The organism is Candidatus Fusobacterium pullicola (assembly GCA_018883725.1).
In the GTDB taxonomy this organism is placed as follows: Bacteria; Fusobacteriota; Fusobacteriia; order Fusobacteriales; family Fusobacteriaceae; genus Fusobacterium_A; species Fusobacterium_A pullicola.
Map to the genome: position 1 here is coordinate 1 of JAHLFN010000058.1, position 12,901 is coordinate 12,901.

Genomic DNA, 12,901 nt, shown 5'->3' on the forward strand with positions numbered 1-12,901 from the left:
TAGAAATTAATTAAAATAGGGAGCTTTCAACTTTTGTTGAAGACTCCCTATTTTCTATTTTTTAATTCTAATAAAAACTAAAGTAAATATTAAAAGTAGTAATTGATACCAAAGTAGAGGAATCAGATCAAAAGGAGATACCTGTTCATTAGCAAAATTTAAAAGTATCAACATTTGAGCTCCATATGGAAGTAATCCTTGAAAAATACATGAAAATATATCTAAAATAGCTGCACTCTCTTTAGGATCTATATCATATTTTTTAGAGATATTTTTTGCAATGGAACCATTAATAATAATAGCTACTGTATTGTTTGCTACAGCCATATCTGTTACAGATACAAGAAGTCCTATTCCTAATTTGGCAGTTTTTTTACCAATGATTAATTTTTGAATATGCTCAATTAACCATTGTATACCTCCAGCTTTTGTTGTCATAGCAGCAAGTCCTCCAGAAAGAAGAGAAAGTAAAAAAATCTCATTCATTCCTAAAAAACCATTGTAAATCTCCTTTGAAAGTGAAAGAAGTGTGAAATCTCCATATATAACTCCTATCAAGCCAGCAACAATAATTCCAAATGTAAGAACTATAAAAACATTTAAACCACTAACAGCCATAATTAAAACGCTTATGTATGGTAAAATTTTCAAAAGACTATAATTTAAAACTTCCATATGAGTAACAACTTTAGAAGTTCCAAAAATAAGTAAAAGTATAATTGTTGTAATAGCGGCAGGAACAGCTATATAGGAATTAACTTTGAATTTATCTTTCATCTCTACCCCTTGAGTACGAGTAGCAGCTATTGTAGTATTAGAGATAATAGAAAGGTTATCTCCAAACATAGCTCCTCCCATAACAGCTGCAAGCATAAGAGGTAGTGAAACACCACTCTTTTCAGCTAGTCCTACAGCAATAGGAGCTATAGAGACAATAGAACCAACAGAAGTTCCTGTAGCTGTTGAGATAAAAGAGGCTACTATGAAAATACTAGGAACTAAGAACTTAACTGGGATGTATGATAGAGCTAGATTCACTGTAGAATCAACTCCACCCATAGTTTTAGCTACACTGGCAAAGGCACCAGCCAAAAGATAGATTATACACATAGTTATAATATCTTGATGCCCACACCCCTCTAAGAATACATGAAACTTTTCTTTTATACTTCCTTTAAAAAGAATAAACGCAGAAATAATACCTATAGATACAGCAATAGGTGAAGGAAGTTGATAAAAGGCCATTGAAACCCCTTGAATTTGTAAAAATATACCTACCCCCAAGTAAAAAAGTACAAATATTAGTAATGGAATCAATCCAATAAAACTACTTCTTTCATTATGTATCATTAAACTAAACCTCCCAAGAAAAATTTTAAAATAAAATTTACTCTTCAGTTTATCATTAAATCCAAAAAAATACAACAATTGTTTGAAAATTTATTTCAAGATTATATAAAAAAGAGACTGAAAAATAATCAGTCTCTAGATTAGTATAGAAAAGGCTTCTATTTAAATTAAGCAAATAATCCGAATATAAAAGATCCAAGTATAAGCATCATAGCTCCTCCAACTCTAGAAGAGATTTGAGCAAAAGACATTAAATCCATTCTATGAGCAGCTCCTAATACAGCAACATCTCCAGAACCACCCCTATTAGCCATACAAAGTCCAGCTGTTATAGCAGCTTCGATTGGATAGAACTTCATTTTTTTAGAAACTACCATAATAAATCCAACAGCACCAAAGACAATGGCTAAAGCAATAACAAGATTACCGAAAGTAATAGAATTAATAATCTCTTGAACATCAGTACCAAATCCTACTGCTCCCATTAAAACCCAAATAGTATATTTTGAGAAGAATGTTTGCATATTTTTAGCTCCAGCTTTTAATGTAGGAGGAACAATGTTTAACATATTAAGAATAATACAATATATAACAAGAAAAGCAAGTCTATGCATTTCAAAAGATAAACTTAAAGAGCTCCAAAGCATTGCTGAAATATGAGAAATCATAAATATAACTCCAGTAAATATTAAAGCAGCAGCAAATTCTTTTTGACTAACTTCTAATTTAATTTCTTCATCTTTAACTACTTCTTTCCCCTCTTCAATAATTAAATTTCCATTTCCAGTAAGTTTTTGATATTTAGATCCTAATTTATTAAGTAAGGCACCTGTTAAGATAGCAATTACATTGGCAACTGTAAGAATAGAAATTGCAAAAGCAAACCATTCACTAGCTGGTCTACCAGTTTTTTGAGCCCACATTTCAGACATTGGAATTGCTCCAGCTCCAGTTCCACCACCCATTATAGGAAGAACGTAATTCATCATGACATCAAGAGGTTTAATACCAAAAATTAAACCAGCTAAAATTCCACAAACACTAGCCCCTATAACTCCGATTATAATGAGTGGAATATATCCAGAGATTGCTTTAAATAAAACATTTCTATTAACAGTTAAAACAGAACCTACAACTAATGCTGGAATAAAAAGCTCTAGAAAATTAACAGGTTGTTTGTCATAAAATGTAGCAATAGATTTTAAAACAGGTTCAGGTACTAATTTATATGTTCCCATTATAGCTGACATAAGGAATACAAGTACGGTACCACCACCGATATAATCATTCCAAAACGGAATTCTATCTCCTATTTCACCAAATAATATACCAAATACTGCTAATACAGTAAAAATAATTAAAAAATTTGGTCTAATAAAAGCAGAAGTTTTACCACCAAATGGACAGTAAACCGAGAAAATTACTACTAATAGTAAAAAAGAAAATATTGGTAAAGAAAGACCACTCCATTTACTCTCTTTAAGACTAAAAAGTTCAGAAAAATTTTTCTTAGCCATAGAAACACTCCTTTTTAAATAAAATAGTTTTATCCCGTTGAGATTTTGGGAATAAATTTGCATATGGTAATATGCCAAGTTATTATATAGATATAGTACTCTGTATACAAAAATATATCTTATTATACAGTATACATTATTTTTGTTAAAAGTCAATGTTTTTTTGTTTTATATGCAACCCTATTGATCTAATATAATATTAATACAACGTAAAAAGAGAAAACAAAAGATATTGACAAATAAAAATATATGTAATATAATCATATTATTATAATTGTATACAATATACAATAATAAAAATATAATGTAATTTAAAAGTCAATAAATATTTAAATTAAAAGAATTTAAAGAATTAAAGGAGGAAATAGATGAAGTTAAAGATAACAGAGACTTCGCTAAGAGATGGGCATCAGTCTTTAATAGCTACAAGACTAAAAACTGAAGAAATACTTCCTATTTTAGAAAAAATGGATAATGTAGGATATTATTCATTAGAGGTTTGGGGAGGGGCAACATTTGATGCATGTATTAGATTTTTAAATGAAGATCCTTGGGAAAGATTGAGAGCGATAAGAGCTAGGGTAAAAAAAACAAAACTACAAATGTTAATAAGAGGGCAGAACTTATTAGGATATAAACACTATGCTGATGATGTAGTGGAAGAATTTGTAAAGAAATCTATTGAGAATGGAATTGACATAATAAGAGCTTTTGATGCATTAAATGACTATAGAAATTTAGAAGCTACAATTAAAGCTGTGAAAAAATATAAAGGGCATTGTCAAGGATGTATAGCTTATACAACAAGTGACGTACATACAATAGATTATTATGTAAAAAAAGTTTTAGAATTAGAAAAAATGGAAGTAGATTCTGTTTGTATTAAAGATATGGCTGGGATATTGCTTCCAGAAACTGGTGCTGAATTAATAAAAAGAATAAAAAATGTGACAAAGTTACCAATTGAATTGCATACTCACTGTACAGGAGGAATAGCTGAAATTTTGTATATGAAAGCAATAGAAGCTGGTGTTGATATAATAGATACAGCAATCTCACCTTTTTCAGGAGGAACAAGTCAACCAGCAACTGAAGTCTTTGCACAATTATTAAAAGGAACAGAGAGAGATCCAAAACTTAATTTAGAACTATTAGGAGAGATAGCAGACTATTTTAAACCTATAAAAGAAAAATATAGAATTGAAGGAATATTAAATCCAAAAGTTATGGATACAGAACCTAAAACATTAGCTTATCAAGTACCAGGTGGAATGTTATCAAATTTAATGTCTCAACTAGAACAGCAAAAAGCTTTAGATAAATATGAAGATGTTTTAAGAGAAATTCCTAGAGTAAGAAAAGATTTAGGTTATCCACCATTAGTTACACCATTATCACAGATGGTAGGGACGCAAGCTGTATTTAATGTACTTTTAGGAGAAAGATATAAGGTAGTACCAAAGGAAATAAGAGACTATGTATCTGGATTATATGGAAAGTCTCCAGCACCAATAGATTTAGAAATTCAAAAGAAAATAATAGGAGATAAAGAACCATTAAAATGTAGACCTGCTGATTTAATAGCTCCAGAAATGGAAAAATTAACAGCTGAGATAAAAGGACTTGCTAAAACAACAGAAGATGTGTTGATGTATGCATTATTTCCTGAAAATGCTAAGAAATTTTTAGAAAATAGAGATAAACCTCAAGTAGAAGAGTATGAAATAAATTTATTTGTATAGAGGAGGAAGAGTAGTGGATATAAATATGAGTTTTTTCCAAGGGCTTCAACTTTCAATAATATCAATGTTAATAGTATTTGGATTACTATATGCTATTTCATTAGTATTAAGTGCTTTTAGATTAGTATTTAAAGAAAGTAAAGAGATAAAGGAAATTATAGAAAAAAAAGTTTCTATACCAGTTAAAGAAGTTGTAAACTCAAAGGGAATAAGTTTTGAAGAGCTGGAAAAGGATCAAGATATGCTAGTGGCCGCAATGGTTGCTTCTATGGAAGCTGCAGGAGAAAATAAAGTAAATAATTTTAAAATTGTTAAAATAAGACAGATATAGGAGGAGAAATGAAAAAGATATATAAAGTAAAAGTCAACGGGAAAGTATATGAGGTAGAATTAGAAGAAGTAAAAACAGTAGAGGGAAAAATAGTAACTGAAACAAAAGAGGTAAAAGTAGCTCCAACAATTCCGGTAGCAACAAGTGGAGAAAAAATAGAAGCACCAATGCCAGGTGTAATAGTTGATATTAAAGTAAAAGTAGGAGATACAGTAAAAGACGGAGATTTAGTAGCAGTTTTAGAAGCTATGAAAATGGAAACAGAGATATTTTCTTCAAAAGCAGGAGTAGTATCAGCTATTAATGTTTCTAAAGGATCACAAGTAGAATTAGGAGATGCAATAATAACTTTATAATAAAAGAGGAGGAAAAAAATGCTTAATATATTGATAGATTTTATAGGAAGCACGGGTTTTTCAGCTTTGACTTATAAAGAGATAATAATGATAATGATATCTTGTGCATTTCTATATTTAGCAATAAAAAAGGGGTATGAACCATATCTATTAATACCAATAGCAACAGGAATGTTACTAGTAAATTTACCTTTAGCAGAATTAATGGATAAAGGGGGATTAATTTATTACTTATATAAAGGAACAGAGCTAGGAATATATCCACCATTGATATTTTTATGTGTAGGAGCTGGAACAGATTTTGGACCATTGATAGCAAATCCAAAAAGTATATTGTTAGGTGCAGCAGCACAATTAGGAATATTCTTTTCATTTTTAGGAGCAATAGCATTAGGTTTTACAGGGCCAGAAGCGGCATCAATAGGAATAATAGGGGGAGCAGATGGACCAACAGCTATTTATTTAACTTCTCAATTAGCACCAAACCTATTAGGACCAATAGCTTTAGCAGCATACTCTTATATGGCATTAGTTCCAATAATACAACCACCAATAATAAGATTGCTTACAACTAAAGAAGAAAGAAAGATAAAGATGGAACAAGCAAGGGTAGTAACAAAAAATGAAAAAATTGTTTTTCCAATAATTGTAATGGTTTTAGTTTCTTTATTATTACCGAGTGCTGCATCATTGATAGGAATGTTGATGTTTGGAAATTTAATTAAAGAATCTGGAGTAGTTCCCAAATTAGCAGATACAGCTACAAATACAATGATGTATATGATAACAATAATACTAGGTTTAACAGTAGGAGCAAAAGCGAATGCGGAAGCTTTTTTAAATCCACAAACTTTAAAAATAATAGTATTAGGATTAATAGCATTCTCTGTAGGAACAGCTGGGGGGGTATTATTTGGAAAGATAATGTGTAAATTATCAGGTGGTAAAATAAATCCAATGATAGGAGCAGCAGGAGTATCAGCGGTACCTATGGCAGCAAGAGTAGTACAAAAAGTTGGACAGGAAGAAAATCCTTCAAATTTCTTATTGATGCATGCTATGGGACCAAATGTAGCAGGAGTAATAGGGTCAGCAGTTGCAGCTGGAATATTATTAAATGTATTCTAGATAAAATTTTAAAGTGGAATTTAAATTGATTTTAAGATAAAATAGATAAAAAGTTTGATGATAAGGAGAAATGAAAATGATAGGAGTTTGTGGTAATGAAAAAGACTCTGATGTTATTGTAACTGTAGATTTAAATAATACAGGTATTGAAATAGTAATAGAGTCAAAGTTAAAAAAAATGTTTGGAAAATTGATGGAAAAAGCAGTAAGAGAAGTTCTTGAAGATATGAAAGTAGAAAATGCAAAAGTTTTAGTTCAAGATTTTGGAGCTCTTGACTTTGTAATAAAAGGAAGAACAAGAACTGCAGTAAGAAGAGCAATGGCAGGGGAGGTTAAATAATGGAAAAAAGAGCAAGAAGAACTATGATGTTTGCACCAGCAAATAATCCTAAGATGTTAGTAACAGCTCATCTTTATGGACCAGATTGTGTTTTATTTGACTTAGAAGATGCTGTAAAATATGCTGAGAAAGATGCTGCAAGAGATCTACTAGCAGAAGCTTTAAAAGTAGTAGATTATGGAGATACAGAGATTTTTGCTAGAATTAATCCTTTAAGTACAGAGTTTGGAAAAGATGATGTAAGAGTATTAGTACCAGCAGGACTTAGAAAAATGAGATTGGCTATGTGTGAAAAACCAGAGCAAGTAAAAGAGTTAGATGAATTACTAACTGAAGTAGAAAAAGAACATGGAATAGAAATAGGAAGTTGTAAAATACAATGTTCATTAGAAACACCATTAGCAATAATGAATGCAGTTAGTATAGCTACTGCTTCACCAAGAGTAGTATCAATATCATTTGGTGCTGAAGATTTTACAAGAACTCTTGGAGCTGAGAGAACAAAAGAGGGAAAAGAGATTTTCATGGCAAGAAGTATGGTAGTGATGGCAGCTGCAATAGCTGGAGTTGATGCTATAGATACAGTATGGGCAGATTTAGATGATGAAGAAGGATTTAGAGAAGAGGTAAAAACATCTTTAAATATGGGGTTTGCAGGTAAATCATGTATACATCCTTCTCAAGTAAAAATAGTACATGAAATTTTTACTCCTTCTAAAGAAGAATTAGAAAAGTCATTAGAAATTGTAAAAGCTGCAGAAGCTGCAGATATAAGTAAGGGTGGAGTAATAACTGTTAATGGGAAAATGGTAGATATTCCAGTTATAGCAAAAGCTGAAAAAGTTGTAAGATTAGCTAAGAGTGCAGGAATGATAAAGTAGTTAGGAGGAGAATAAGGTGGAAATAAAGACTATGATAAATAAAGTAAATAGAGAAATACCTAGTTATATAGAAGGATATGGAGAGGTAAAGCCTTATGAAGGACCTTATGCTACAAAACCAGTTGGAAGAAAATATGCTCCATTAAAATCTTTTTCAAAACCTGGAGATTCAAAATTATTATCTTCAATTAGAGAAGCTATTGAGAAATGTGAGCTTAAAGATGGAATGACTATCTCTTTTCACCATCATTTAAGAAATGGAGACTATGTACTTAATATGGTAATGGATGAAATAGCTGCTTTAGGAATAAAAAATATTAATTTAGCTTGTTCATCTTTAACAACAGCACATGAGCCATTAATTGAGCATATCAGAAGTGAGATTGTAACAGGAATAACAACTTCAGGATTAAGAGGGGAAATAGCAAAAGAGATTTCTAAAAATAATATTTTAGGAAAGCCTATTATATTTAGAACTCATGGAGGAAGAGCTAGAGCAATTGAAGCTGGAGAGTTAAAAATAGATGTAGCTTTTATAGCAGCACCAGCATGTGATAGAATGGGAAATATGAATGGAGCAGAAGGAAAGGCAGCTTTTGGGGCTATGGGATATCCTATGGTAGATGCTCAATATGCAGATAAAGTAGTGGCAATAACAGATAATTTAATGCCATTTCCATTAAAAAGAATTAGTATTCCAATGACACAAGTTGATTATGTAGTTGAAGTAGAATCAATCGGAGATCCAGAATTAATAGCAACTGGAGCTACCAGAATGACTAAAAATCCACAAGAGTTATTAATTGCTGAAAAAGCTTCTGATGTTTTAATAGCTTCTGGTTATATAAAAAATGGTTTTTCATTCCAAGCAGGATCTGGAGGATCTTCTTTGGCTGTATGCAAATATTTAAAAGAGTATATGAAAAAAAATAATATAAAAGGTTCGTTTGGAGCTGGAGGAATAACTTCAACAATGGTAGAGTTATTAGAGGAAGGATATTTTGAAGCTTTATTAGATACTCAAAGTTTTGATAGTGCTACAGCCGATTCATTGGTAAAAAATCCTGCTCATATTGAAATGTCAGCTTCAATGTATGCTAATCCTCATAATAAGGGATGTAGTGCACATCAATTAGATGTAATGATACTTTCAGCAACAGAAATAGATACAGATTACAATATAAACTCTTTAACGGGATCAACAGGAATGATTATGGGAGCTATAGGTGGAGCCCCAGATACTGCAGCAGGAGCTAAATTAACAGTTGTTGTTGCTCCTACTATGAGAAAAAGAATACCAATAATTATAGATAGAGTAACAAATGTGGTAACTCCAGGAGAAACAATAGATGTATTAGTAACCGAAAGAGGAATATGTGTAAATCCTAGAAGAAAAGATTTAATAGAAGCGATGGAGTTAGCTGGAATAAAATTAAAAACAATAGAAGAGTTAAAAGAGGAAGTTGAAAAATTAACTGGTGTACCAGAAAAAACTTCATATCAAGATACTATAGTTGCTGTTATAGAATATAGAGATGGAACAGTAATAGATGTAATAAAACAAGTTAAATAGAAATTAATTTTTAATTGTGAGATAAGGGGGCTGTTACATTTTGTAACTGCCCCTTTTATCATATGAATGGGAGAAAATATGTTAGTATTTTTATATTTTATTTTGATTTTAGTAATAGGTGGAATTTCATATCAAAAAATAAATGGACATAAAGATTTTTTTATAGCTGGGAAAAATGGAAATAGTCTGGAAATAGCAGGAAGTCTATTAGCAACAATATTAGGGAGTTCAGCAATATTAGGAAGTGTAGATTCTGCCTATGAAATTGGTTGGGCTGGAAGTTGGTTACTTTTGACTGCAGCTTTGGGATTGATGTTACTTTATCCCTTTTTAAAATATATAGCTAAATTTCAAAATTATAATTTATCAGAATTATTAGGAGATATTTATGGAATAGAGGTTCAAATTTTAGCTTCATTTGTAATTCCTATTGCTTGGTTAGGAGTTGTATCATCTCAAATTATTGGAGCAGCCAAAATAGTGATGATTCTAAGTTCAATAAATTATATAGAAGCAGTTATTCTAAGTGGAGGAGTTTTTATAATTTATACTTTTTTGGGAGGGCAGCTCTCTATTATAAAGACAGATTTTTTTCAATTGCTATTTATTTTAGCAGGTGTTTTGGGAACTTTTTTCTATATTGGAGAAAATATAAAAGATATAGAAGGATTAGGAATAGTAAATGAAAAATTTAATTATTTAGATGTAATGGTTTTGATATTAACATATTCTACTACTTGTCTAGTAGGACCGGATATATATTCTAGATTATTTTGTGCAAAAGATATAATAGTTATGAAAAAAGCTTTGATTATAACAGTAGCTATTTTAGTACCAATGGCTTTTATTTTGTCTGGAATTGGAATTTATGGAAGAGAAGTTTTAAATGAAACACATACAGGATTAAAATCTGTATTACTACTTATAGCAGAAAGAAAATTAAATAGAATAACTTCAACTTTTCTTTATTTTGGCTTATTATCAGCCGTGATATCTTCTGCAGATACTACTTTGTTAACTGCCTCTTCTTTATTTACTCAGTGTTTTTTCAAAAATTTAAAAAATGAAAGATCCGTGTTAGTAACAAGATACATGATTATATTTTTAGGAATAATATCGATAGGGATAGCGTTATATTTTAAAAGTATATTAGGTAGTTTGTTACTAGCAATCGCAATATATTCAGGAGCATTTATTGTTCCAGCTATATTAGGAATTTTAGGATTTAGAAGTAAGAAAGAGATAGTGATAACAGCTATAATAATTGGAGGAATGTTAGCCTTTATAGGAAAAATTATAGGTGGAGATAAGGGGAATTATATTTTAATTTTTAGTTTTATTTTAAATTTCGGAATATTATTGATTGGGAAAAAAATAACTACTCATTAAAATAAAATGAGTAGTTATTTCTCTAGATAGAATATTTAGAAAGTATAAAATTCATAGATTTTTCTAAATGAACTCTATTTAAATTTATAGCAAAAGGAAGATCCTTTCTTTTTATTGCTTCTAATATCTCTAAGTGATCTTTAAAAGCTTCTTTTTTTCTTTCAGCATTATCAATAGATATTTTTCTAAATCTTTTTAAATAAAGGTTTATATTATTGATCATAGCAGTAACTTTAGGCAGATCGGCAATTTCATAAAGAGTTTGATTAAATTCTGTGAATAGCGAAAAAACCTTTTCGATATTTTTTAGTTCAAAAGCTTTTTTAGTATTTTTTAGGACTTTTTCAAGTTTTTTTATATCTTGAGAGGTTCCTTTTTTTATAATCTCTTCTAGAATAATTCCCTCTAGTGCTATTCTTATTTTATAAATTTCTGAAATTTCTTCTTTGGTAAAAATTTTTACAATAACACCGCCAGTTGATAAGCTTTCAACAAGACCTTCTAATTCAAGCATTCTAATAGCTTCTCTAATAGGAGTTCTACTTATTTGAAATTTATTAGAATATTCAGTTTCTATAATTCTTTCACCTGGTTGAATAATACCATCTATTATCATCTCTTTTAAAGAATCGTAAACTTTTTCTCTCATAGATTTATTTTTTTCAATTACCATAAAAAATCTCCTTAAATATTGTACTATGTATACATAATACAACATTTAAGGAGAAAAGTCAAACCTATCTATTTTGTTGTCTAGCTATTCTAGGGAATATAAATCCTAATCCAATAAGAACTATAGGAGTTAAGATATTTAAACTGATTTGGAAAATCCATTCTGAGCTGAATGCCTCAAGGTTTTTAGGGAAGATACCCATTAAACAAGCAAAGGAAGTAAATGCAAAACACCAAGCTCCAACTAAAGTAGCAACTTTGTCGCTAGCTATAAATTTGAATGTAGCTTTTTCCATAAGTCCTTTATTTCTAATAAATCCTCTAAGCCCTATATAAGCTAGGAATACCCATAGGTATCTTAATGGCATAACTATAGAGTTAAGATCTAGTAACCAGTTATATAGATTATTCATATCTCCAATACCAAGTGCAGGTATTATAATTAAGATTCCAACTAAGATAGCAGTTAATTTATACCCGTTTATAGGAGCTCCATACTCATTAGTTTTAGTAAATGATTGAGGAATGAAGTTTCTGTCTCCCTCTCCAATTAACATTTTTAGTGGAGCATCTATTGAGAACATAAGAGCAGATATTTGTCCTAATGTGTTAGCTACTGCATACAGAATCATTAGAAGATTTCCTACTCCATAGTACTCTCCTAAAAGTTTGAAAGCATAGTATTGCCCATTCATCTTAAGGTCAGCAGGAATATTTCCACTGTTGAACATAATACCCATAGCAAGAGATCCAAGTAGAGCTGACATTCCAACAGAAGCAGCAAGTATGATCATTCCTTTAGGGAAGTTTTTACTTGGATTTTCAACATCTTTAACATATGGAGATATCTTCTCACATCCACCTACTGCAAATACAAGCATAGATATTGTAGTAAAGTATGTAAAATCAAATTTAGGCATAAAAGTAGCTAAACTCCAATCAGTAGTAGCAGAAGTAGCTCCTACAATTGAAGGTGCTGCAACAGTTAAAAGAATGTAAAGTATTCCCATGAAAAACATAGATGTTCCAGCAAGAGCTCCTATTTTTTTCAAAGAGTTAATTCCTTTAGCTGATAGCCATAAGAAAAATAAAAAGATAACAAGTACAATACTTTGTAAGATTAAAGGATTGAAGCTTTTAATCATATTTCCATTTTGGAAGAAAACCCAACTTAATGCAACTAGTGCACTTTGAGGTTTTTGAGCAAGATAAGGTATATGTACTACCCAGTAAGTCCAACCAGCTAAATAAGCTATTAATGGGCTATAAGTAGATCCAATCCAGCTTGATACTCCTCCACCTTTATTTTCAAATACAGATCCCATTTCTCCAACCATTAAAGCATATGGTAAGAAATAGAAAGTAAGTATTAACAGCCAAGATACAACAACTGTTAATCCTTGGTTAGCATAGTTATTAACAACATTTCCGAATCCCCAAACTACAGTGAATCCCATCATTGCCAATGTACGCCAATTAAGTTTTTTTGTTTCCATCGGTTTTGTTCTCCTTTTTTAAAAATTGCAATCACTTGAAATTATACCATAAAAATAGGAAAAAAATTATAATTTTTTGAAAAAATTTTTAAAAAAATATAAAAGTAATAGAAAAATTACACTTTT

The 12,901-nt window shown here is 30.4% G+C and carries 12 protein-coding genes; 8 read left to right on the forward strand and 4 right to left on the reverse strand.

What is annotated here, in order from left to right; genetic code table 11:
* Positions 1-54: 54 nt before the first annotated feature.
* The gene (locus IAA47_05995) at positions 55-1,350 is read right to left on the reverse strand and encodes a Na+/H+ antiporter NhaC family protein (GenBank protein ID MBU3842519.1); all 1,296 of its coding nucleotides are present in this window, start codon (positions 1,348-1,350) and stop codon (positions 55-57) included.
* Positions 1,351-1,517: 167 nt separating this feature from the next.
* Positions 1,518-2,867: a 2-hydroxycarboxylate transporter family protein gene (locus tag IAA47_06000; GenBank protein ID MBU3842520.1), complete on the reverse strand. Its 1,350-nt coding sequence runs from the start codon at positions 2,865-2,867 to the stop codon at positions 1,518-1,520.
* Between the two features lie 368 nt (positions 2,868-3,235).
* On the opposite strand from IAA47_06000, the gene IAA47_06005 reads away from it, so the two are divergent.
* From IAA47_06005 to IAA47_06040, 8 genes are all read left to right on the forward strand, one after another.
* Positions 3,236-4,609 carry an oxaloacetate decarboxylase subunit alpha gene (locus IAA47_06005; GenBank protein ID MBU3842521.1) on the forward strand — a complete coding sequence of 458 codons (1,374 nt, stop codon included), beginning with the start codon at positions 3,236-3,238 and terminating at the stop codon, positions 4,607-4,609.
* 13 nt (positions 4,610-4,622) lie between these two features.
* Positions 4,623-4,940, forward strand: coding sequence for an OadG family protein (locus IAA47_06010; GenBank protein ID MBU3842522.1), 318 nt, complete (start codon positions 4,623-4,625; stop codon positions 4,938-4,940).
* Positions 4,941-4,948: 8 nt separating this feature from the next.
* Positions 4,949-5,296 (forward strand): biotin/lipoyl-binding protein, encoded by a 348-nt coding sequence (locus IAA47_06015; GenBank protein ID MBU3842523.1) that lies wholly within the window; start codon positions 4,949-4,951, stop codon positions 5,294-5,296.
* An 18-nt stretch (positions 5,297-5,314) separates the two neighbouring features.
* Positions 5,315-6,424, forward strand: a complete 1,110-nt coding sequence (locus IAA47_06020; protein MBU3842524.1) for a sodium ion-translocating decarboxylase subunit beta — start codon at positions 5,315-5,317, stop codon at positions 6,422-6,424.
* Positions 6,425-6,500: 76 nt separating this feature from the next.
* Positions 6,501-6,764, forward strand: coding sequence for a citrate lyase acyl carrier protein (gene citD / locus IAA47_06025; protein MBU3842525.1), 264 nt, complete (start codon positions 6,501-6,503; stop codon positions 6,762-6,764).
* Entirely contained in the window at positions 6,764-7,645 is an 882-nt protein-coding gene (locus IAA47_06030; protein MBU3842526.1) for a CoA ester lyase, read from the forward strand. The genes citD and IAA47_06030 overlap by 1 nt, the downstream gene beginning before the upstream one ends.
* 22 nt (positions 7,646-7,667) lie before the next feature.
* Positions 7,668-9,218, forward strand: a complete 1,551-nt coding sequence (gene citF, locus IAA47_06035; protein ID MBU3842527.1) for a citrate lyase subunit alpha — start codon at positions 7,668-7,670, stop codon at positions 9,216-9,218.
* A 78-nt stretch (positions 9,219-9,296) separates the two neighbouring features.
* Positions 9,297-10,607 (forward strand): sodium:solute symporter family protein, encoded by a 1,311-nt coding sequence (locus tag IAA47_06040; GenBank protein MBU3842528.1) that lies wholly within the window; start codon positions 9,297-9,299, stop codon positions 10,605-10,607.
* A 22-nt stretch (positions 10,608-10,629) separates the two neighbouring features.
* Here IAA47_06040 and IAA47_06045 read toward each other — a convergent pair whose 3' ends face one another.
* Positions 10,630-11,280 (reverse strand): GntR family transcriptional regulator, encoded by a 651-nt coding sequence (locus tag IAA47_06045; GenBank protein MBU3842529.1) that lies wholly within the window; start codon positions 11,278-11,280, stop codon positions 10,630-10,632.
* 64 nt (positions 11,281-11,344) lie between these two features.
* A complete protein-coding gene (locus tag IAA47_06050) occupies positions 11,345-12,775 on the reverse strand; it encodes an amino acid permease (protein ID MBU3842530.1) in 1,431 nt (476 codons plus the stop codon).
* Positions 12,776-12,901 lie beyond the last annotated feature (126 nt).

Bases quoted from the DNA above. Each gene is read 5' to 3' on its own strand.
- IAA47_06040 (MBU3842528.1), top strand. From the start codon at position 9,297: ATGTTAGTATTTTTATATTTTATTTTGATTTTAGTAATAGGTGGAATT.
- IAA47_05995 (MBU3842519.1), bottom strand. From the start codon at position 1,350: ATGATACATAATGAAAGAAGTAGTTTTATTGGATTGATTCCATTACTA.
- IAA47_06030 (MBU3842526.1), top strand. From the start codon at position 6,764: ATGGAAAAAAGAGCAAGAAGAACTATGATGTTTGCACCAGCAAATAAT.
- IAA47_06045 (MBU3842529.1), bottom strand. From the start codon at position 11,280: ATGGTAATTGAAAAAAATAAATCTATGAGAGAAAAAGTTTACGATTCT.
- IAA47_06000 (MBU3842520.1), bottom strand. From the start codon at position 2,867: ATGGCTAAGAAAAATTTTTCTGAACTTTTTAGTCTTAAAGAGAGTAAA.
- IAA47_06015 (MBU3842523.1), top strand. From the start codon at position 4,949: ATGAAAAAGATATATAAAGTAAAAGTCAACGGGAAAGTATATGAGGTA.
- IAA47_06050 (MBU3842530.1), bottom strand. From the start codon at position 12,775: ATGGAAACAAAAAAACTTAATTGGCGTACATTGGCAATGATGGGATTC.
- citD (MBU3842525.1), top strand. From the start codon at position 6,501: ATGATAGGAGTTTGTGGTAATGAAAAAGACTCTGATGTTATTGTAACT.
- IAA47_06005 (MBU3842521.1), top strand. From the start codon at position 3,236: ATGAAGTTAAAGATAACAGAGACTTCGCTAAGAGATGGGCATCAGTCT.
- IAA47_06020 (MBU3842524.1), top strand. From the start codon at position 5,315: ATGCTTAATATATTGATAGATTTTATAGGAAGCACGGGTTTTTCAGCT.